Source organism: Polaribacter butkevichii, from assembly GCF_038024105.1.
GTDB classification, from domain to species: domain Bacteria; phylum Bacteroidota; class Bacteroidia; order Flavobacteriales; family Flavobacteriaceae; genus Polaribacter; species Polaribacter butkevichii.
This window is the reverse complement of the sequence record NZ_CP150661.1, coordinates 3,184,360-3,206,086: the sequence shown is the minus strand read 5'-3', so window position 1 is coordinate 3,206,086 and position 21,727 is coordinate 3,184,360. Positions and strand designations below refer to the sequence as shown.

Sequence of the window (21,727 nt, the reverse complement as noted above, 5' to 3'; positions counted from 1 at the left end):
AGGTTTTAAAAAAATCAATTAACAATCTCTATTTGATTGTCAACTATATCTTTTATTGGTAATATTACTTTTCCTTTCTTTGTAATTAGTATAACACAAATATTGTCTATTACCGCAACAACACCTTCTATACCATTTACAATAACCTTATCTCCTTCTTGTATATTTTTTCTTGTATAATAACCAAATAATAATCTTTTTATAACATCTCTAGACCCTAGACCAAAAGCAATAGTAAACGATGCTAAAATGGCTCCCAAAATTATAGATAAATTACTTGTAATTAAATCTGTATTAACACCAGCTTGGTTTAAAGCCGTTACAGTAACTACAATTGCAATTAAATAAAAAGCAACATTACCCACCAAATTTCCTCCTGTTAAGTCTAACGATTTAAACATAGAAAATAGGGCTTTCTTTACCAAGTTAGCAACATAAATACCTATTGCAAAAATGATAAGTGCACTAATTAGTTTTGGTAAATATGCTATTAAACCACTTAATTGTTCAGACACCATTCTTAAACCTAATAACTCAGATCCAACAATTATAAAAACGAGGATTAAAACCCACTTAATAGCAGTTATAATTATTTTTGTAGGTTGAATTTTTAATGAAGATTCTCCAAAAATTTCATCAACATTTAATTTCTCTGGTAAGCTATCTATTTTAGTAAATCCTAATGCTTTTTTAATAATATACAGTAGTAATTTTATCAATAACCAACCAATTATTAAAAAACCAATTCCTTTTAATAATTGTGGTAAAAAATCTAAAAAGTTATTCCAAAGTTTTTCTAAAAAACTAAGATCTATGTCAGATTGCAGTGCTAGTAGTAGTTTATTTGTCATTTATTTTAGCTTTTATGATTCGAGTTATTGTTACCGTTGTTCAACAAGTCTCCAATTGTATTCGGATATTTGACTAAAAATAAATCTGCAATATCTAAGGTAAGTTTAATCATACCAATATCACTTAAAACTTTTTCTTTAAGAACTTCAGGCACACTATGGTGGTGTATAATTCTTTTAAAAGGATTGCTCATATTTATAACTCTTCATACGTTCTTACAAGTTTTTGTTTCGCTCTTTTAATTCTCATTTTAACAGCGCTTTCACCAATATTTAAAGATTCTTTAATTTCTTTAATGGTCATATCATCTTGATATTTCATTAAAAGAATCATCTTTTCTACTGGATCAATTAAAGTTAATGCTTTTGCCAATTTTTCTGATTTTAACTCAAATAGAGTTGCATCATCAATTTCTTGCAAACCATCATCTTCTTTTATATTATCTGTAACAACCGTAACTTTTTCTTTCTTCTTAAAATCGTTTCTTTGTACATAATTTACACAGAAATTATACGTAAAAGAATACAACCAAGTAGAAAACTTAGAGTTACCTTTAAAGGTCTTTATTTTTACAAATAACCTGATAAAAACGTCATGTGTTAAATCTTCTGCTTCTTCCTTATTTTTAGAAAAACCATAACACTTATTATAAACAACTTTAGAAAACCTGTCATATAAAACAGCAAACAAATGTGTATTGTTTGTTTCTACTATTTTAAAGACTAGCTCCTCGTCACTTAAATTTTTTACATCTATCGCTTTCAACTCAGTTATTTTTATGACACAAAGAAACTTTATAAGTCACAATTAAAATAAATAAAAAGATGACACGTTCTTTTATATCGATGAACGGTAAGAAACCTTCTTTTAAAAAAAACACCCTAATTAAAAGTAATTCTTATACTCTAAAAATAGTTGTAAAAAATTGTTTAAACACACAGGTAAACAATTCTTAATAATAAATTAATATTTTTCTTACTCATAAATCTTAAGAATACCAACCCATCTAATTACCTTTTAACGAGACCAATAATTATATATTTAAGATTTACAAACCCTAAAAAAAATTAAAATCATAAAAAAAACAATTCTTTTTGTAACATTTTATAATGTTCTTACGTATAATAAATTGTAGCAATACATTAATCCTTTAAAAAGTCATAGAGAATTAGATGAGACAACTTAAAATTACCAAGCAGGTTACTAATAGAGAAACTGCATCATTAGATAAATATTTACAAGAAATAGGTAAGGTAGATTTAATTACCGCTGATGAAGAAGTAGAATTGGCACAACTTATTAAAGCTGGAGACCAAAGAGCTTTAGAAAAATTAACAAAAGCCAATTTAAGATTTGTTGTATCTGTTGCAAAACAATACCAAAATCAAGGATTAACATTACCAGATTTAATAAACGAAGGAAACTTAGGTTTAATTAAAGCTGCAAAACGTTTTGATGAAACTCGTGGTTTTAAATTTATTTCTTATGCCGTTTGGTGGATTCGTCAATCAATCTTACAAGCCTTAGCAGAACAATCTAGAATTGTACGTTTACCGTTAAATAAAATTGGTTCTATCAATAAAATTAACAAAATGTACGCTTTCTTAGAGCAAGAAAATGAGCGCCCACCAAGTGCTGAAGAAATTGCTAAGAAATTAGACATGACTGTTAATGACGTAAAAGAATCTATGAAAAATTCTGGACGTCACGTATCTATGGACGCTCCTTTAATTGAAGGTGAAGATTCTAACTTATACGATGTATTAAACTCAGGAGAATCTCCAAACCCAGATAGAAAATTATTACACGAATCTTTACGTATAGAGATAAACAGAGCTTTAGAAACGCTAACGCCACGTGAAGCAGATGTTGTAAAATTATACTTTGGTTTAGGTGAACACCAACCAATGACTTTAGAAGAAATTGGTGAAACTTTCGATTTAACTCGTGAGCGTGTTCGTCAAATTAAAGAAAAAGCAATTAGAAGATTAAAACACACTTCTAGATCTAAAATTTTAATGACGTACTTAGGTTAATGGTCACAAACCATTTTAAGTATCTTACTCAGGCTGAATTAAAAGCCTAAATATTTTTACAAAAACTCTCAAATTTATTTTTGGGAGTTTTTTTATACACGTCATTACAAGGCACAATCTTGTCTTTTCGACGAAGGAGAAATCACATAAAGCTACTTCATTTTTTTTGAAGCTATTTCCCGCTTTCCGTTATATCTTTTTATTACTTTCTTTCAAAGCTCACTTTTTTATAAACTGTAGCAAGCTCATCATTAGAAACAGATTGCTTCGTACCTCGCAATGACGTCTTTTTATAGAAGCAATAAAAAGGATGCCACTTCAATCGGGGCTAACCTTGTTTGCCTAATTTATTACTTTAAATCAGTCTAGATTTTTGTTGAAGCTTGTGCTGAACTTGATTCAGTATTCATCAATGGAAAAGAAAAAGGGATAAAATAAACATACAGATTTTTTTATTTATCGTAATCATCAATTAAATTTAACACAAAAAAGGATGCCGTTTAATAAGGGCTAAACCTATTTATATGCTTTTCTTTTTACCACAAATTCTATATTTTCTATGTAACTATGTGGTCGAATTTTATAATAAATTATTGTTATATTTTTAAGAGATTGCTTCGTACCTCGCAATGACAATTTAATTACCTTTGCAAAATTAAATAACAACACAACAACAAATAAATGAGTAATTTACTTGCACCTTCAATTTTAGCAGCAGATTTTGCTAACCTACAAAGAGACATAGAAATGGTAAACAATAGTGAAGCAGATTGGTTTCATATTGATATTATGGACGGTGTTTTTGTACCAAACATTTCTTTTGGAATGCCTGTTTTAAAAGCGATTACTAAACACGCTAAAAAAACGATTGATGTACATTTAATGATTGTAAACCCAGACCAATACATACAAACATTTGCAGATTTAGGCGCAGATATTTTAACTGTACATTATGAAGCTTGTACACACTTACACAGAACCGTACAAGCCATAAAAGCAGCAGGAATGAAAGCCGGAGTTGCTTTAAACCCACACACACCAATTGCCGTTTTAGAAGACATTATAGAAGATTTAGACGTTGTGTGTATTATGAGCGTAAACCCAGGTTTTGGCGGACAATCATTTATAGAAAACACCTACAAAAAAGTAAGTCAATTAAAACACTTAATAGATTTTACAGAATCTGAATGCCAAATAGAAATAGACGGAGGAGTTACTTCTTACAATGCAAATGCATTAATAGAAGCCGGAGCAAATGTTTTAGTTGCTGGGAGCTTTGTTTTTGGCTCTGAAAACCCTACACAAACTATTGCGGACTTAAAAAAGACGATTGAATAATTGTTATATACAGTTGTAGACATAGAAACCACAGGAAATGGATATAAAGGTTCTAAAATAACCGAAATATCCATTTTTGTTTTTGATGGAAAAGTAATTGTAGATGAGTTTACTACTTTGGTAAACCCAGAACAAAATATTCCTGCATTTATAACCAATCTTACAGGTATTACAAATGCTATGGTAAGAAACGCACCTAAGTTTTACGAAATTGCAAAAAAAGTAGCCGAAATAACCAAAGACACTATTTTTGTTGCGCATAATGTAAACTTCGATTACAACATTATTCAAGAAGAATTTAAAAACTTAGGATTCAATTTTAAAAGAAAAAAACTCTGTACCGTACGTTTATCAAGAAAAATTATTCCCGGTTTAAGTTCTTATAGCTTAGGAAACATTTGTACCATAGAAAACATTCCTATAAACGGAAGACACCGAGCTAAAGGTGATGCAGAAGCAACTACAGAATTATTTAAAAGACTCTTAGAAAGAGATAATAATTTTACAATTAACTCCTTTTTAAACCCAAAATCTAGACAAGCAACCTTACCCCCCCTTTTAGACAAAAAAGTAGTAGATAATTTACCTGAAACTTTTGGTGTTTACTACTTTAAAAATTTAGATAAAGAAATTATTTATGTTGGTAAAGCTAATAATATTAAGCAGCGTGTAATTAGCCATTTTTACGACAAAAAGAAAAAAGAGCAAACCATGTGCTTAGAAACCGCCGATATTTCTTTTACAAAAACCGGCAGCGAATTGCTAGCTCTTTTACATGAATCGGCAGAAATAAAACATCTATATCCAAAATTTAATAGAGCACAAAGACGATCTAGCGAAGCAATTGGCTTGTTTTCTTACGAAGATCAAAAAGGAATAATACATCTGGCTTATAATCGTTTAAAATTGGCACCAAACCCAATAATGAAATATTATTCTGTTGCAGAAGTAAGAAATCACTTAGAAATTCTTTGTAAAGAGTTTGAATTATGCCCTAAATATTGTCATTTACAAACCAATGTTTCTAGTTGTTTTCATTATCAATTAAAAGAATGTAAAGGTGTTTGTTCTGGTAAAGAAGCTGTACAAGATTATAATGTTCGTGTAAAAGAAGCTATTAGATCTGTAGGAATTGGTGCAGAAAATTTAGTTATCAAAGAAAAAGGAAGAACTAAAGATGAAATTGGTTTTGCGCTAATTTTAGATGGTATTTACCAAGGTTTTGGGTATGTAGATTTTCATCAATCTAAACAATTAGAAAACCCAGAAGATTACCAATTTTTTGTAACACCTAAAAAAGATAATCGAGATATTCAACGGATAATATCTAGTTTCTTAAATAAAAAAGAGGCCTAAAAAAAAGCCTCTTTCTTACTAACCAACCAATATAAAAACCACTATAATTTCGCTACCAAATACTTTACTAAATCCCTTGTAGTAACTATTCCTACTAACTCAGAATCTTCAATTACTGGTAAAGCGTGAAATCCTTTTTTTGTAAGCAATTCTGCGGCATCTTTAATAGATGTGTAAGGCGGAATTGCCGTAATATTTTTATCCATAACCTGGTTTATAGTAAATGTATTATGTACAAAACTATTAACAGACGTTTTATCTTCACTTAAACTAGAATCACTCACTTTCTGTAAATCAGAGTAACTTAACATTCCAATAATTTCTTTACCACGAACTACAGGAATATGTTTTATTTTATTCTCAATAAATAATTTTTCCGCAGTTACTAAATCACCATCAACACTTAAAGTAACTAAATTAGTTGCCATAATTGTTGATATCGGTTCGTCTCTTCTCATAATATGGAGTTTTATAATCGTAGTACAAATTTCTAAATAAAACACACTCTAAAAGATGACTTATGTCAGTTTTACAAAAATTTAACTTATCTTTAAGGAAAAGCAATAGAATACGCGAAATACAAAAATAAAAATAGCTAATGGTTTGGTATATATACCAAACAGAAAAGTCAACTTAATTTATTGATTAACATTAAATAAGTCTCTTTCAAATTAAAATGCATTATTTTTGTACTCGAGAAAACAATTATTAGACCTAGATACTTTTTCTATACAACTCTAAATTTAAAACAATAGCAATTAATAGCTATTTAGTTAAAAATTAACTATTAATAATTTATCATTAAAACTATAGAATTGATATAAAAAGTAAAATATTAAGAAACATAATTGAGATAACTTTTATTAATAACCATGTGACTTCTAATAAATTAAGGTGTCCCAAAACAAGAAGACCCTCATAATTAGTTTGTTCTAAAATAATTATGAATTATAAATTAATAAATTATGAAACCCCTTACCACCTATTTTAAATTAATACTAATTTTTAGTTTTATCTGTCTTTCTACCACAAAAATAATGAGTCAAACGGTAGTTGCAACTACCACAGTAGAATCTAGCACTTACACAATTTCTGGTGGACCAAAACAAATTTCTTTTGTTATTACTGGAGGTAATGGAGGAAATGGAACCAATACTTTTGGAGGTAACGGAGCTACCATTAACGCAACCTACAACCTAAACAACGGAGACGTTATTAGATATCTAGTAGCAGAAGGAGGCTTCGGTGGCTCAGAAGCTGGTGGAGGTGGTAGTACAGGTATTTATATTAACAATACTTTAATTTTAGTTGCTGGTGGTGGTGGTGGTGGTGATAACTCAGTCAATGCTGTTGGGTTTGGCGCTAATAACACTACAAATGGAGACAATGGAACCGCTAATTTAGGTTTTTCAAACAGTAGTATTGGTGGTACTAATGGTAATGGAGGTGCTTCTAATTCAGATTCTGGTGGTGGTGGTGGTATTAACTCTGCTGGTGGTAATGGCTCTTCTGGTCTTGGTGGTGAAGCAGCTAAAGTAGATTTTACTCTAGCTCTAGGAGGTACTGCAATTTCTGGAAACGGAGCTGGTGGACGAGGTCTTACTGGAGGTGGTGGTGCTGGTGATTTTTACGCTGCTGCTGGTGGAGGTTACTCTGGTGGAGGTGCTGCTGGTGGCGCTGGTTCTGCTGGTGGTGGTGGTTCTTTTGTTAACACTACTTTTACAGGCTACGTTACTAGTACAATTGCAGCAGGAGCAAATGGTGCTGCTTCTGGAGCAAACCAAACAAACGGAAATAATGGTAGTGTAACAATTACAGATATAACAGATATAGATAATGATGGTATTACAGATTCTATTGATATAGATGATGATAATGATGGTATTTTAGACACAGAAGAAAACATAGAATGTACCGGTAGTTTAAATTATGAATTTTATAATGCATCTCCTGCTTCTAATACTGTAGACAACATACCTACAACGGGAGTAACTGGCGTGGGTACAGTTTCAGATTTTGACGTAACAGCATTACAGACTATTGTTACTCCTACTGATGCCAATACCTACAGCATAAGATACACTGGTTTTATAAAAATACCAACAACAGACACTTACACTTTTTACTTAAACTCAGATGATGGTTCTAAAATATATATTGATGGAAACGAAGTAGCAGATTACGACGGACCACATGCAGCAAGAGGCCCTATAGCAGGAACTCCTGTTTTACTAAATGCAGGTGCTCATACCATTAAAGTGCTCTTTTTCGAAAATTTCGGCCAACATTCTTTAATTGTTGAATACGCAAGCACTTCTTCACCATCAAGAGTACCCATTCCGTTTAGCAATTTATCTCCAGGTAATTGTGATAGTGACGGAGATAATATACCAAACTCATTAGATTTAGACTCAGACAACGACGGAATTCCAGATAACATTGAAGGGCAAACTACAAGAGATTACCTAGAACCTTCTGGAGATGATGTTGACAACGACGGTTTAGATGATGCTTACGACGATAATTTAAGCGGTAGTGCAAATTCTTTTGGAATAACACCTTTAAATACAGATGCTACTGCAACAACCGGAGCGGATACTGTACCAGATTATTTAGATTTAGATTCTGATGGTGACACTATTTTTGATATTGTAGAATCGGGTTCTGTACTTACAAACACTGCAGGTAGAACAGATGGAATTGTAGGCACAAACGGACTAGAAAACACCTTAGATAATGGAGATAACTACACCGATGTTAATGGTAGTTTTGACAGCACCCAAACCGACAATTTTACTGATATAGATAGTGACGCTTTAACATTTGGAGATGTAGACTATAGAGATCTTACAGAAGACGGAATCGCAATGATTACTCAAGTATATCAATCTGGTTCAGATAAATGGATAGAAATCACCAATATCCATAACACAAATAATATCGCTGCCAACAGCATAAAAGTACAATTATACAATTCAAAATCAGGAGATCAAACAGGAGTTTCTCCTAACTCCACTTATACCGTTAATACTGTTTTAACCCCAGGACAATCTGTTTTACTAGGTAATTTAAATAATGTAATTACAAACATCAACAGTAGTGCCCTTCGTTTAAATGATACAAACATCACAAATTTTGCAGGTGCAGACGATATTATTACATTATCATCTAGTAATGATGCTAATTCATATAAACATAGATATGACATTATAGAAGCATTTACAGACAACACCTCTTATGTTAGAATTGATGAAACAACAGCACCCAATACCACTTACACCACTAATGAATGGGTTGCATTTATAGACGATAACATCGATGCTTATCAAGCTGGATATGGAGGAGATATTTCTAGCACTAAAAGACACCCTCAAGACCCGTTAATTTCTGAAATAGAAGATTCAAATACGCAAGCAAATACTTTGTTAGGTTTACATCAAATTGAAGAAACAACTACAAATGCAAATAACACTTGGGACAATGGGTATCCAGATAGGTCACGTTACGTTGTTATAGATGAAGATTACAATCATACTGGCAGTAGATTTAGTGCTCGTAAATTAGATGTAAATACCTCTAAAGAATTAAGAGTTACAGATAATGTTTTAGTGGTTACAAATGGTATTCTATTAGATGGAAATATTAGATTAACAGGAGCCACTGCTCAACTAATACAAACACACACAAGTACTAGTAAAGTTACAAATTCAGGTACGCCCGGTAAATTGTTTATAGATCAAAATTCAGAAATACCTAGTTTATATCGTTACAACTATATGAGCTCACCTGTTACCAATCCAAATGCAGATAACTATTCTCTTATCACTGTTTTTAAAGATGGCACTACGCCTAACGCCCCAAAAGACATTACTTTTGTTACAGGGTATGATGGTTCTTATGCAGGCGGAGTTCTTAAACTAGCAGATTTCTGGATCTACACCTATGCTACAGCCAGCAACGGAAGATCTAATTGGGAACACAAATACCGAAGAGGCACCATAAAAAGAGGTGATGGTTTTATTTTTAAAGGCCCTGGACAAGAACAAAATTATACTTTTGTTGGCACACCTAATGATGGTAGTTTTACAACAGAAAATGAAATTGACACCGGAGAGTCTTATTTAATTGGTAATCCGTTTCCTTCTGCAATGAATGCTAGAAAATTTATAAACGATAATATAAACGCTACTACCGGAACCCTATATTTCTGGCAACATGTAGGTGAAAATAATGACCAAGGAACCGCTGGTCATAACTTTGCTGGATACATTGGCGGTTATGCTTCTCAAAATAAAATTACAACTACAAATGCCTATGCATCAAACCCTACAGGAGCCGTATTATATACGCTTCAGGCTGAAGATGCAGAGTATACAGGAATTCCAAATAGTTCTGGTCCAACTATAGGAATCTCATTAAACGAAACTGATTATGTTAAATTCGAAAACATTTCTAGTGGTGTAGAAATTCTAAAAATAACCTATGCATCTCTCGCTGATAAAAATTTAAAAATTACAGTTAATAATGAAATCAGAGGTGAGATTACTTTTACAGGTACAAGCAATAATTACATAGAAAAAACAATTAATTTATGTGTACAATCTGGTAGTACTATTACACTAACCTCTACCGATGATGGAAATAGTATTATAATTGACCAAATAGTATTTGAAGACGACGATGGTAATATTTCTTGTTCTGGTGTTGGTAATGATGCATCTAAATATGATGACCCACAACCTTACATTGCAGTTGGCCAAGGTTTCTTTGTTATAGGAGGAGACACTAAAGATAAAATTGTTTTTAACAATAGCCAAAGAGCATACATTACAGAAGAGTCTGGAGAATCAGTGTTTTTTAAGAGCGAAAAGAAAACTCTAAAAAAATCGACTGTTAAAGAGTTACCTATTTTAAAATTAGGAATGAACTATGCCAATACTATTGGTAATAATTTTCATCGTCAAATTGCCATCTCTTTTGATAAAGCAAACTCTTTTGCCTACGAAAACGGTTTTGACTCTCAGATGTATGATGTTAATGCAACAGACTTCTACTGGAAATTTCCTAACGACGACAATAACTATGTAATTGCGGGTGTACAAGAAATATCTGATAATTTAGAAGTACCTTTAGAAGTAGTAGTTAACAAAAACAGTGTTATTACCATTGTTGCTGATGATATAAAAAACATCAGTAGAAACATCTACATTAAAGATAAAATTACCGGAAAAACACAACAAATAAATAATGCTAGTGCTAGTTATCAATTACAAACAGGTACTTATACAAACAGGTTTGTGTTAGCTTTTGTGCCAGCAGACACATCTCTTAATATAGAAGATGAACTACTTGCCCAAAAGACAAGCATTTTTGCTGATAACGATAATCAGACTATTATCATTATTAAAAATAAAGAAGTAAACATTAATAAGGTAACATTATTTGATATACTTGGTAAAGAAATAAGTCTTTGGGATATCAAAGAACAAAAAGAAACCTACCAATTAAACATCAAAAAACAAATACCAACTGGTATTTACATTGTTAAAATGAAAACGGATAAAGGAACTGTTAATAAAAAAATTATGGTTGAATAATGTACATTACAAACCTCCGTTATTATAAACAAATAGGTTCCTAGATAAAAAACTACTTATCCCCAATTAAAAGAAATTTAATTCTTATAATTGGGGATTTCTTTTTTTACCATTAAAACTCAATCAATCCATTCAAAAAAAAAAAAAAAAACGACAACGTAAATCTTAACATAAAATTGTTGTTCCTATCCTTTAAAGAGTTAAATAATTAGAAACTGACACAATCGATTCATTCAATTTTTAGATTCTAAAAAAAGAAGACTAAAATAAATATCAAAAAAATATACTAAAAAACTAATATACAACACCTTATATGTGTTAAAAAATAAAATAATACACCTATTCGAATATCGATTTCTAAAAATAGAAAACTAAATAAAAAAATAGGAAAAATCATTTTTTTTTATTAAATTAGTCAAACAAAAGTTATATTACTCATTTACAGATACCTACATATAGTTGTTTAGTAAATAATAATTACTACTTTTGCATTCTTAAAATTTTCTTACATGATGAAACATCTAAAAGAAACGAAATTATTTGGGGAAATAATTCGTTTCAAATTAGTAGGCCTTGGCTTTTACTTGCTATTTTGTAAAATAGCATCAATATTAAAATTAAAAAAAGTTTCGCGCCTTTTACTACCCATTCTCTTACTTCTAGCATTTCAAAATGCGCTAGGACAACAATCATCTTCTGTAACCTATACTAGTGGAGATATACCAACGTCTCGTTTAAGCGTTACAGATTGTGCTAGTTATAGTTATCTACAGTTATTTATACCTGCAGGAGCAACTGTAACAAGTACAAATGTTTCCTACAACATGACATCTCTAAATGGAAGTACTAAAGCGCAACAGTATTCTTATATCTATCATCAAGAAACAAACACATCAGAACCTTTTTACGCATTAGGACAAGGCATTACAGGAGGTACTCAAAACTACAACAGAACAATAAATATTGCTAACGGAGTGAGCAGTACAGGAGTATTAACCTTTTTAATTGTTCCTCGTAGAAATTCTAACATTGGTGGGTGTGATACTACATATACTAAAGTAGATAACAACACATGGAAAATAACTGTTAATTATATAGAAGCTTTTGATCAGTGTGATGCACCAAACTCTGGAAATGTAGATACAGATGGAGATAACATTTCAGATATATGTGATGAAGATGATGATAACGATGGTATTTCTGATGAAGAAGAACGCAATCAAGTAGATTGTACTACTAAAGTTTCACCTTCATTTGGAGTAATTAATGGACCATTTTCTTACAACGGATCTAATGTTGCGACTCCAACAGTTGGAGATCAATTTATATATAATGATGTTTATACTGGAGTAGATGCTATTGTAACAATTGTTTCATCTACAGATACATCAATAGTAATGTTAGATGTACCAGGAACTACAGCAGGTGTAGATAATAATTTTCAACCACAAATTCAGCATGCTAGTCCCACTAGCTTTACAGAGTTTAAAATAGATTTTGTTGTTGCAGACACTAATATTCCTGCACCCGAAACAACATATATAGTAACAACTATAGATAATGATTTAAATGAATTTGTAACCTATAAAGATGGCTATTCTGATAATTTACAAACAGACACACCAAATAAACTAAATACTTATACTGGTCAACCAGCTAATGTAGGAGGTTTTAGTAAAGGATATATAAGTGATGGTACTCTTGGAGCAGATATAGCAGCAGATAAACCAGAATATCAAATAACAAGTATCTATGCACTTAGTTCATCTGTAAGCATCAGATTTGGAGACGCTAGATCTAACACCTCTTACCATTCAGTATCGATGAGCCCATGTTTACCTACTATTAATTGGTCTACAACTCCTCTATTCTACGAAAACATAGATACAGATAGAGACGGCATCCCTAATCACCTAGATTCAGACTCAGATAACGATGGTTGTTCTGATACAGACGAAGCCTATTATGTTGCAGGAGCTAACCCAGATGCAGACGCAGACAACAACGGGTATTATGGCTCAGGCACACCGGCTGTAAACCCTACAACAGGTAGAGTTACTGCAGCTTCTTACAGTACACCAAATGCATATTATTTAAATAATGTAGTTAATACTTGTGATGATAATGATAATGATGGTGTACCAGACGGAGCAGATGAAGATGATGATAATGATGGTATTTTAGATACTGATGAATGTATGGGTATCGTGTATTCTGTTCCTGTTGTTACACAAAATTTTGAGGCAGCTGGTTTTGTTACAGATGCTGGTGTTGATGACGCTGCTTGTGCAATTACGGGTTGTAATGTGCCTAAAGGTGGGGGTATTACTCTTTTAGATCCTTCAACAATAACATGTTGGCAACCAACAACCGGTGTTGTAGAGGCTACTAAAGGCTTGCATCCGGTACCATCGGGTAAAGCTGCTGTTTTTAATGCATTTGCAGCAAATACAAATACTAATGTTTGTAGAGAACTTGGTATAGATTATAATGGAAATGGTAGGTTTGGAGAAATTATTAGTATTGATAACGTAACTGTAGTGGCAGGTGTAGCGTATTCTGTAGCAGTTTATGCAGCAGAAGTTACAAATACAAACCCTTATGTAAGTTCTTATTCATTTGAATTTTATAATGCTGGTACAAGTACACCTGCAGGAATCCCTAATTTTAGTTTAAATAATATTACACAGGGCAATCAAAATTGGCAGTTAAACGAAACAGATTTTGTTGCATCAGTAACAAAAAATATAGATATTGTTTTAGTGCAAACTAGTCCTGAAGAATTAGGGGCAGATATTGCTTTAGATGCATTTAGTATTTTAAGAGGTACATGTTCTGGAGATACAGATAAAGATGGTGTTTTAAACATTTATGATTTAGATTCAGATAACGATGGTATTCCAGATGTTATAGAAGCAGGAGGTACAGATGCAAACAATGATGGAAGAGCAGATGATGATGATAATAATGCAGACAATACAGGTTCAAATGGTATTCCAACTTCAGCTAGTACAGGTCTTACACCAACAAGTACAGATGGAGATAGTATTCCAGATTACTTAGACTTAGATGCAGACAATGATGGTATTCCAGATGTAACAGAAGCAGGAGGAATAGACCTTAATAATGATGGAAGAGCAGATGACGATGATAACAATGCAGATAACACAGGTTCAAATGGTATTCCCACCTCAGCAGGTACAGGTCTTACACCAACAAGTACAGATGGAGATAGTGTTCCAGATTACTTAGATTTAGATGCAGATAATGATGGAATTCCTGATAATATAGAAGGACAAACTACAACAGGTTATGTAGCACCTTCAGGAGCAGACACCGATAATGATGGTTTTGATGATGCTTATGATCCAGATTGTACTGGCGCAAATTGTTCTGGTGTAAGCGGAGCAATTATCAACCCTATAAACTCAGACAATACCGATACTGCAGATTATATAGATTTAGATTCTGATAACGATGGTATTTTTGATGTTATTGAATCAGGAAGTGGATTGGCAAATGATGGTAATGGCGTTGTAACTGGTGCTGTAGGTACTAACGGATTAGTAGATGCAATAGAAACAGGCGATTCAGACCAAGGATATACGGATGTAAATGGAGAGTATGACAATACTCAAGCAGATAATTTTACAGATACAGATAAGGATGTAAATACCGGTGGAGATGTAGATTATAGAGATGCTCAAGAGAATGACAATGATAAAGATGGTGTGCCAGATAGCGTAGATTTAGATGATGACAATGATGGTATCTTAGATACTGATGAAGGCTTTAGTTGTCCTTCTACTTCTTACATAGATTTAGGACAAGCTTTTACAAACACTTCAACAAATACAAATGGAGGAAATGCTTCTGGTAATGTTGCAAACATTTATTCTTTTGGAGGTACAAGTGCTACTTTTAGTTATGAATTAATAAATGCTGCTCAATGGGTAGCGGGTGTGTCAAGTAAAGGGCCTACGGTTGGTGTAGATGGTAACTATATAAATACGCAACCCAATTTTACTAATTTCCCTTCAGGTTCTTTTTATCCTGCAAATGCAGCAACTATTAGTGCTGCAGTGTATAAAATAACTTTTACACAACCAGTATTTAATGTAGAATTTAAATGGGGGGGTTCTGATCATTCTGACAGAACTGATTTTTTAGCCAATTTAAACGGTTCAAATACTCCTTTAACAATTAGCAATAGTACACTAGCTTCGGGAAGCTATAAAATTACAGGACAATCTCTTGTAAGTAATGCTATCGGAGCAAATGCTCCATCTAATGGGGTTTTAATATCTTCTCAAGGGCCTTTAAATGAAATTATTATTGTAGTAGGTAAAGAAAATGGAGACAATAGTAATGCTACAACACAATTATTTGAACTTAAATATTGTGCGGCTTTAGATACGGATAATGATGGTATTCCAAATCATTTAGATTTAGACTCAGATAACGATGGTATTCCAGATGTAACAGAAGCAGGAGGAACAGATTCAAACAATGATGGAAGAGCAGATGATGATGATAACAATGTAAATAATACAGGTTCAAATGGTATACCTACATCAGCAAATACAGGTCTTATGCCAACAAGTTCAGATGGTGATGGTATTCTAGATTACTTAGACTTAGATGCAGATAATGATGGAATTCCAGATAATATAGAAGCACAAACTACTTTAGGCTATGTGGCTCCAACAGGGGTAGATACCGATAAGGATGGTTTAGATGATGCGTATGACCCAGATTGTACCGGCGCAAATTGTTCTGGTGTTACCGGAACTCTTATTGTACCCGTAAATACAGACGGTGCTGATACTGCAGATTATTTAGATTTAGATGCAGATAATGATGGCATTTTTGATATTATTGAATCTGGAAGTGGATTAGCCAATGATGGAAGTGGTGTTGTAACAGGTGCTGTAGGCACTAACGGATTAGTAGATGCTATAGAAACCAGCGACACAGACCTAGGTTATACTGATGTAAATGGAGAGTATGACAATACACAAGCGGATAACTTTACAGACACCGATGGTGATGTAAGTACTGGTGGAGATGTAGATTATAGAGATGTACAGGATAATGATAAAGACGGTATTCCAGATAGCGTAGATTTAGATGATGATAATGATGGTATTCCTGATACTGCAGAAAATGGAGTGAATTTTGCAGATGGCGATGCAGATGGAGACGGCATACCAAACTATAAAGATACTGCAGATACTGCAGGTGGTACTGGAGATGGTAGTACAACGGACTATACAGATTCTAATAACGATGGTATTCCGGATGTATATGATGCAGATGGCGATGGTATTCCTAATCATTTAGATTTGGATACAGACAACGATGGCATTCCAGATATTGTAGAAGCAGGTGGTGTAGATACCAATGGAGATGGTGTAATAGATTACCCAACTCCTGGAGACCCTACAACAATGGTAGATCTTGATGGTGACGGTTTAGCAAACACTTATGACGATACAGACACCGCAGGAAGTTCTACTGGTTGGTCTGCAGGAACTCCTATTTCTAATCCAGATTCAGATGGAGATGGTATTTCAGATGCACAAGACTTAGACTCAGACAACGATGGTATTCCAGATGTGGTAGAAGCAGGCGGAACAGATGCTAATGGAGATGGTAGAGCTGATAATTTTGTAGATATAGACAATGATGGTTTTAATGATCTTGTAGATGGTGATATAAACGGAACTACAGTCCCAACAAAAGCACTAATTATTACAGGTACAGATGGTAATAGCGATGGTATTCCAGACAATTACCCGAATGGAGATACAGACGGAGATGGTCTTTTAGATAGTACAGACTTAGATGCAGACAACGATGGTATTCCAGATCTTGTGGAAGCAGGTGGTATTGACACCAATGGTGACGGACGTGTAGACACAAACACAGATGCAGACAAAGATGGTTTGGCAGATATTTATGATGAAAACGCAACAGACGGTCCAGGTCCTGACGGTACAAATGGTACAGCCTTGGTAGAAACTGATGCCGCTGGTAATAAGCTAGATGGCGCTGGTAATTCTATTGATAGTGATTCTGATGGAATTGCAGATCATTTAGACTTAGATGCAGACAACGATGGTATTCCAGATCTTGTGGAAGCAGGTGGAATTGATACTAATGGTGACGGACGTGTAGACACAAATACGGATGCAGACAAAGATGGTTTGGCAGATATTTATGATGAAAACGCAACAGACGGTCCAGGTCCTGATGGTACAAATGGTACAGCCTTGGTAGAAACTGATGCCGCTGGTAATATGCTAGATGGCGCTGGTAATTCTATTGACACCGATGGTGACGGAATTGCAGATCATTTAGACTTAGATGCAGACAACGATGGTATTCCAGACTTAATTGAAGCAGGTGGTGTAGATAACAACGGAGACGGACGTGTAGATGCAAATACAGATGCAGACGAAGATGGTTTTGCAGATGTGTTTGATACAGACACAACAGATGGTCCTGGACCAGATGGTACTACAAATGGTAATGCACTTGTAAAAACAGACGGTACTGGTCAAATGATTGGTGGTAATAGTAATACTGTTGATACCGATGGAGACGGAATTCCGAATCATTTAGACCTAGATTCTGACAACGATGGTATTGTAGATCTTATTGAAGCAGGCGGAACAGACACCAACAAAGATGGTAAAGTAGATACCATTACTGATGCAGACAACGATGGTTTTGCAGATGCTGTAGATGGTTCTATAGGAACGCCTTTAATCACAACGGATGCCGATACGAATAGTGATGGGATCGCAGACTCATACACAAAAGGTAACGCAGACACTGATAATTTCCCTAACTTTTTAGACATTGATGCAGATAACGATGGAATCCCTGATAATATTGAGGGACAAACTACTAGTGGTTACATAACTCCAAGTGGCGTTGGTACTGCTATGGCAGACACAAATAATAATGGTGTAGATGATAATTATGAAACAAGTGGAATTGGTTTTGTCCCAGAAAACACAGACGGTACCGATTTACCAGATTATTTAGACGCAGATTCAGACAACGACGGTGTTTTAGATATTGCTGAAAATGGAGACCCACAAAATGTTGCATCTGGGAATGATGCAGACAAAGATGGTTTAGACGATGCCTTTGATGATAATGATGATTCTAGCACTAATGGATCAACAGTAAACGATGGTTTAGGAAATGGTGATAAAGTAACAAATACTGGTATTTTAGATACCTCTTTAGAAGATGCTTTTGGCGATGAAGATAATGACTTCCCCGGCACCGGAGATCTTGACTATAGAGATGTACCTTCTCCAGCAAACGCAATGATTACCCAAGTATATCAATTTGGTGCTGATACTGATGTGGTTAAGGAAAGATGGATTGAAATCACCAATATAGGTATAACAGATATCCCTGCAAATACCATTAAAGTACAATTGTACAAAGATAAATCAGGAGATCAAACAGGTATTGCTCCAGATGTTTCTTATACAGTTGGTACCATACTAGAAGCTGGTAATTCTGTTTTATTTAAAAATTCTAGTAATTCAATAATTTTAAATTCAGAAATAGCAGCTGATGCAACAACTGTAATAAATGATGCATTAACAGATATTAATGGAGGTGATGATATTATTACACTTTCAACAGCAGAAGGAAGTTTTTCATGGGAAAATAGATATGACATCGTTTCTAGCGTAGCTAACAATACTTCAGTTGTAAGAATTGATGAGACGTTAACACCTAACAAAAATTATGACGCAATTGAATGGGTTGTATTTATTGATGATGCAATAGCTCCTTATCAATCTGGATATGGAGGAGATGATACAGCTACTAAAAGACACCCTCAAGATCCATTAATCTCTGAAATAAAAAATTCTGATAAACAAGCTAATACACTATTAGGTTTACATCGAATTAATAAAACAATTAGAGAAAATGATGATTGGAATAATGGTTTTCCAGACAGGTCTCGTTATGTTGTTATAGACCAATACTACAATCATACAGGCAGCAGACTAAGCGCTAGAAAATTAGAAGTTAACTCAGGTAAAGAATTAAGAGTAACAGATAATTTATTAGTGGTTACAAATAGCATTGTCTTAGATGGAAACATTCGATTATCAGGTGCAACTACTCAATTAGTTCAAACACACGCTAACTCTAGTACGGTTACCGGAACCGGTCAACTATTTATAGACCAAGAATCTAGAGTACCTAATCTATATCGTTACAACTATATGAGCTCTCCAGTTACAAACACTCCTACTGCTACAGCTCCTATTACTTACAAAGATTACTTCACTCTAAAAGAAGTACTTAAAGATGGTACTACACCTAACGATCCAAAAGATATTACTTTTGTTACAGGGTATGATGGTTCTTATGCAAGCGGGATTCTTAAACTAGCAGATTACTGGGTGTACACTTATGCTCCTGGAAGTAACGGAAGATCTAATTGGGTGCACAAATACAGAAGTGGTGCAATTAAAAAAGGTGATGGTTTTATTTTTAAAGGTCCTGGTAAAATACAAAACTATACTTTTGTTGGTACACCTAATGATGGTAGTTTTACTTCAGAAAATGAAATTGACACCGGAGAATCTTATTTAATTGGTAACCCATTCCCTTCTGCAATAAATGCTAGAAAATTTATAGACGATAATATAGACGCCACTACCGGAACCCTATATTTCTGGCAACACGTAGGCGAAAATAATGGACAAGGAACTGCTGGTCATAACTTTGCTGGGTATATTGGTGGTTATGCTTCTCAAAATAAAATTACATCAACAAATGCGTATGCTTCAAATCCTACAGGAGCTGTGCAATATACACTTCAGGCTGAAGATGCAGAATATACAGGAGAGCCTACTCCACTTGAACCAAATTCAGGAGTCTCATTAAACCAAACTGATTATATTAAATTTTCTAATATTTCTAGCGGTGTAGATGTCTTAAAAATAACCTATGCATCTCTCGCTGATAAAAATTTAAAAATTACAGTTAATAATGAAAGCAGAGGTGAGATTACTTTTACAGGTACAAGCAATAATTACATAGAAAAAACAATTAATTTATGTGTACAATCTGGTAGCACTATTATTCTAACTTCTACCGATGATGGAAATAGTATTAAAATAGACCAAGTAGTATTTGAAGATGAAGATGGTTACATTGCTTGTTCTGGTGTTGGTAATGATGCATCTAAATATGATGACCCACAACCTTACATTGCAGTTGGCCAAGGTTTCTTTGTTATAGGAGGAGACACTAAAGATAAAATTGTTTTTAACAATAGCCAAAGAGCATATGTTACAGAAGAATCTGGTGAGTCTGTTCTTTTTAAAAGTGAAAAGAAAACTCTAAAAAAATCGACTGTTAACGAGTTACCTATTTTAAAATTAGGAATGAACTATGCCAATACTATTGGTAATAATTTTCATCGTCAAATTGCCATCTCTTTTGATAAAGCAAACTCTTTTGCCTACGAAAACGGTTTTGACTCTCAGATGTATGATGTTAATGCAACAGACTTCTACTGGAAATTTCCTAACGACGACAATAACTATGTAATTGCGGGTGTACAAGAAATATCTGATAATTTAGAAGTACCTTTAGAAGTAGTAGTTAACAAAAACAGTGTTATTACCATTGTTGCTGATGATATAAAAAACATCAGTAGAAACATCTACATTAAAGATAAAATTACCGGAAAAACACAACAAATAAATAATGCTAGTGCTAGTTATCAATTACAAACAGGTACTTATACAGACAGGTTTGTGTTAGCTTTTGTGCCAGCAGACACATCTCTTAATATAGAAGATGAACTACTTGCCCAAAAGACAAGCATTTTTGCTGATAACGATAATCAGGCTATTATCATTATTAAAAATAAAGAAGTAAACATTAATAAGGTAACATTATTTGATATACTTGGTAAAGAAATAAGTCTTTGGGATATCAAAGAACAAAAAGAAACCTACCAATTAAACATCAAAAAACAAATACCAACTGGTATTTACATTGTTAAAATGAAAACGGATAAAGGAACTGTTAATAAAAAAATTATGGTTGAGTATTAATTAGTAAATACTTTCGTTTTTCAAATTGAGGAAACACTCAATTAAAGTCATTTAAAAACCCCAATTAAGAGAATATTATTTCTTTTAATTGGGGTTTTATTTTTTATGATAAATTTATAAAACATAACGTTATTGTTTTCATCTAGCTTACTTTATCTAGATTATAAATAAAAATAGTAATAAACCTTTTGCTCTAATACTTAATTATAATATCAAATTAATATTCTTAGAAACCTCAAAATAGATAAATAACTTAAAGAAATTAACTCATTTTATTTTACCCCCCTGTAAAAACCTGACTATAAGAAAACTAGTTGCTTATCAGAAAAAAGAATAAAAGCTAATCTTAAAAAGAATGAAAAATATAATTAAAAAAGGTGACTTTAATTATTTAGAAGTGTCTAAAAACTGGTGCTAAGTAAATAATAAGAAG

The 21,727-nt window shown here is 33.2% G+C and carries 9 protein-coding genes; 5 read left to right on the top strand and 4 right to left on the bottom strand.

All coding sequences use genetic code 11. The features are described from left to right. Nucleotides 1-14 precede the first annotated feature (14 nt). From WG951_RS13385 to WG951_RS13375, 3 genes are read right to left on the bottom strand one after another with little or no spacing between them, the layout of a single operon-like run. A complete protein-coding gene (locus WG951_RS13385; protein WP_105047462.1) occupies nt 15-851 on the bottom strand; it encodes a mechanosensitive ion channel family protein in 837 nt (278 codons plus the stop codon). Nucleotides 852-856: 5 nt separating this feature from the next. After that, a complete protein-coding gene (locus WG951_RS13380; RefSeq protein ID WP_105047461.1) occupies nt 857-1,045 on the bottom strand; it encodes a hypothetical protein in 189 nt (62 codons plus the stop codon). A 2-nt stretch (nt 1,046-1,047) separates the two neighbouring features. After that, nucleotides 1,048-1,617: an RNA polymerase sigma factor gene (locus WG951_RS13375; RefSeq protein ID WP_105047460.1), complete on the bottom strand. Its 570-nt coding sequence runs from the start codon at nt 1,615-1,617 to the stop codon at nt 1,048-1,050. A 407-nt stretch (nt 1,618-2,024) separates the two neighbouring features. On the opposite strand from WG951_RS13375, the gene WG951_RS13370 reads away from it, so the two are divergent. From WG951_RS13370 to WG951_RS13360, 3 genes are all read left to right on the top strand, one after another. Next, nucleotides 2,025-2,888 carry a sigma-70 family RNA polymerase sigma factor gene (locus WG951_RS13370; protein WP_036827110.1) on the top strand — a complete coding sequence of 288 codons (864 nt, stop codon included), beginning with the start codon at nt 2,025-2,027 and terminating at the stop codon, nt 2,886-2,888. 681 nt (nt 2,889-3,569) lie between these two features. Then, nucleotides 3,570-4,226: a ribulose-phosphate 3-epimerase gene (rpe, locus tag WG951_RS13365; RefSeq protein WP_105047459.1), complete on the top strand. Its 657-nt coding sequence runs from the start codon at nt 3,570-3,572 to the stop codon at nt 4,224-4,226. After that, nucleotides 4,227-5,582 (top strand): exonuclease domain-containing protein, encoded by a 1,356-nt coding sequence (locus WG951_RS13360; protein WP_105047458.1) that lies wholly within the window; start codon nt 4,227-4,229, stop codon nt 5,580-5,582. Between the two features lie 41 nt (nt 5,583-5,623). On the opposite strand, the gene WG951_RS13355 is transcribed toward WG951_RS13360, so the two are convergent. Continuing rightward, the gene (locus WG951_RS13355) at nt 5,624-6,040 is read right to left on the bottom strand and encodes a CBS domain-containing protein (RefSeq protein WP_105047457.1); all 417 of its coding nucleotides are present in this window, start codon (nt 6,038-6,040) and stop codon (nt 5,624-5,626) included. 579 nt (nt 6,041-6,619) lie between these two features. Here WG951_RS13355 and WG951_RS13350 point away from each other — a divergent pair. Together WG951_RS13350 and WG951_RS13345 are read left to right on the top strand one after the other, a co-directional pair. Then, nucleotides 6,620-11,179 (top strand): PA14 domain-containing protein, encoded by a 4,560-nt coding sequence (locus tag WG951_RS13350; protein WP_340914428.1) that lies wholly within the window; start codon nt 6,620-6,622, stop codon nt 11,177-11,179. Between the two features lie 509 nt (nt 11,180-11,688). Beyond that, entirely contained in the window at nt 11,689-21,294 is a 9,606-nt protein-coding gene (locus WG951_RS13345) for a T9SS type A sorting domain-containing protein (RefSeq protein ID WP_340914426.1), read from the top strand. Nucleotides 21,295-21,727: the final 433 nt, after the last annotated feature.